Origin of the sequence: Oscillochloris sp. ZM17-4, assembly GCF_019599295.1 — a bacterium.
Taxonomy (GTDB): Bacteria; Chloroflexota; Chloroflexia; order Chloroflexales; family Chloroflexaceae; genus Oscillochloris.
The window spans coordinates 1-2,855 of record NZ_JAIEWN010000130.1; the positions used below are offsets into that span (position 1 = coordinate 1).

The window sequence follows — 2,855 nt, forward strand, 5'->3', positions numbered from 1 at the left end:
GAAGACCTGCCTTCCATTCTACCATGAGCCACTACCTCACATCTAACGCCCAACCCCCGACTCCCAACTCCTAACCCCTGCGCTGACAGCGCACGAGGATGACTGTAGTCACCTCGCTTCCCTTGCGGCGCGGTGACTGAAGACTAGCCGCGCAGCACTTCCGGCGCCGCGGCCGCCCGGCTATGCTTGCCTCACAACCTTGTGCCACCTTGCACACGAAACACACATGTCAAGAGGTACGCCCATGGCTCGCGCCGTCGCCGACACCCAGCCCCAGCTTGAGAAGAGCATGGGCGTCAAGCTCGCCGTCCTCACCGTCGTCCTCGTCCCCTTCATCGCCACGATCTACGCCATGACCATGCTCTGGCAGCAGTATGTCAGCTGGCTTGATGTCGGCCTGATGTTCGCCCTCTATGTCCTCTCGGGCCTGGGGATCACCGTCGGCTTCCATCGCATGCTGACCCACAAGAGCTTCGAGACCAGCCCGCCGCTCAAGGCCGCCCTGATGATCATGGGCTGCCTGGCTCTTGAGGGCGACCCGATGACCTGGGCGTCGACTCACATCCAGCACCACGCCCACTCCGACGAGGAGGACGACCCGCACAGCCCGCTGGAGGGCCTCTGGCACTCGCACGTCGGCTGGCTGTTTACGCACACGCACAACATCAACGTCTACGGCAGCTGGCTGAAGCGCGACAAGACGGTGGTCTGGGTCTCGCGCTACTGGTTCCTGTGGGCCGGGCTGGGCCTGCTCATCCCGACTCTGATCGCCGGCTGGAGCGGGTTCATCTGGGGCGGCCTGGTGCGGATCTTCCTGACCCACCACATCACCTGGAGCGTCAACTCGATCTGCCACACCTTCGGCCGGCGCGACTACAACACCCGCGACGCCAGCCGCAATAACTTTATCGTCGGCCTGCTGGCCTTCGGCGAGGGCTGGCACAATAACCACCACGCCTTCCCCCGCTCGGCCTTCCACGGCCTGCGCTGGTACCAGGTCGATATCTCGGGCTACCTGATCCGCGGCCTGGAGCGGCTCGGCCTGGTCTGGAATGTGTTCCGGATCAAGCCTGAGGATGAGCGCAGGCGCAGCCTCGCCCCGCGCGTGCATGAGGCCGCCTGGGATATGGACGTGCAGGGGTAAGCATCACTGAGGCACTGAGCCAGCATCACTGAGGCACTGAGCCGGTGAGGTACTGAGCCGGTGAGCCGCTGAGGCACTGAGCCGCCGAGGGGTACTATCCTCGGCGGCGTTTTGTGCTGGGTAATATACGACAATTTTTTCGTGATATAATAGACGCATATTAGGAACGAACCAATCGAGAGAGGGGAGCGCGCTATGCCGCAGGACGGGGCCGGGCGAATCGAGCGGGGGCTACTGATCATACTTATCGGGATGGCCGCGCTCTCGGCCGCCATGCTGGCCGCCCAGGCCATCGCCGCGCAGCCGGCGCGGCTGCCGGGGCTGACGATCGACCGGCTGAGCGCGGCGATCTCGTTGCTGGTGGCCGGGGTGGGCGCCGTGGCCTACCGCTTCGCGCTGCGCTACCTGGACGGCGAGCCGGGCCAGCGGGCCTTCCTGCGCTGGCTGTGCGCGACGGTGCTGGCGGCCTACCTGCTGATCTTCGCCACGTCCCTGCCGCTGCTCTTCGGGGCCTGGCTGCTGACCAGCGTCGGGCTGCACCAGCTGCTCACCTACTACCACGGCCGGGCCGAGGCCCACCCGCCGGCGCGCAAGAAGTTCCTGATCAGCCGGCTGGGCGACCTGGCCCTGCTGGCGGCGATCGGCCTGATCGGCTGGCAGTGGGGCACCCTCGACCTGACGCGCTTCCTGGCCCGCCTGGACGAGCCGACGAGCTGGCCGATCGCCGCGCAGGCCGTGGCCCTGCTCCTCGTGACGGCCGCGCTGACCAAGTCGGCGCAGTTCCCCTTCCACAGCTGGCTCCCCGAGACGATGGAGGCGCCGACGCCGGTGTCGGCCCTGATGCACGCGGGGGTGATCAACGCGGGCGGGGTGCTGCTGCTGCACTTCGCCCCGCTGCTGGCGCGGGCGCCCGCCGCGCTGCTGCTGCTGACGGCCGTCGGCACGGTCACGGCGGGCCTGGGGATGCTGGCGATGTGGGCGCAGCCCCACGTGAAGCAGGCTCTGGCCTGGTCCACCGTGAGCCAGATGGGCTTCATGATGGTGCAGCTCGGCCTGGCGGCCTGGCCGGCGGCGGCGCTGCACCTGCTGGGCCACGGCTGCTACAAGGCCTGGGCCTTCCTGCGCTCGGGCGACCTGCCGCGCCCGGCGGCGGCCGCCATCACGCTGGCCCCGGCCCGCGCCCTGGCGATCATGCTGCTCGGCGTGGCCGCCGCGCTGCCGGCCCTGGCCCTGGCCGCCCAGATCACCGGCTTCGACCCGCTGCACGCGCCGGGCGATCTGGCACTCGCCGGCGTGGTGGCCCTGGGCATCGGCCAGCTCTGGCTGGCCTGCTTCCAGACGATGCGCGCGGGCCGGGCGGCCCCGGCGGCCCTGGGGCTGAGCCTGGCCGGCGCAACCCTGGCCCTGGCGCTCTACCGGGGGGCGGCGATCTTCCTCGCGCCCGTCCTGGGCGACCTGCCCGCGCCCGCGGGGCCGCTGGCATGGGCGGCGGCGGCCCTGCCCCTGGCGGGCTTCGCCGGCCTGTCCGTGCTCCACACGCTGCTCCCGGCCCTGGGCCGCAGCGCCGCCGGGCGGGCGCTCTTCGCCCACGCCCTGCACGGGTTCTATGTCGGCGCGCTCGCCGACCGGGCTGTGGGGCGGGTGTGGGGACGCACGTCGTAGCTGCAACGCGGGCGCAGCACGCTGCGTTCCTACCTGCCACCATCGGACT

Annotated in this window: 2 protein-coding genes; both read left to right on the forward strand. The window is 69.7% G+C overall.

Annotation, left to right across the window (positions count from 1 at the left end; all coding sequences use genetic code 11):
• The first annotated feature begins 244 nt into the window (after positions 1–244).
• The gene (locus K2Z83_RS28100) at positions 245–1,144 is read left to right on the forward strand and encodes an acyl-CoA desaturase (protein ID WP_220598483.1); all 900 of its coding nucleotides are present in this window, start codon (positions 245–247) and stop codon (positions 1,142–1,144) included.
• 195 nt (positions 1,145–1,339) lie between these two features.
• Positions 1,340–2,806, forward strand: a complete 1,467-nt coding sequence (locus K2Z83_RS28105) for a proton-conducting transporter membrane subunit (RefSeq protein ID WP_220598484.1) — start codon at positions 1,340–1,342, stop codon at positions 2,804–2,806.
• The last annotated feature ends 49 nt before the right edge of the window (positions 2,807–2,855 follow it).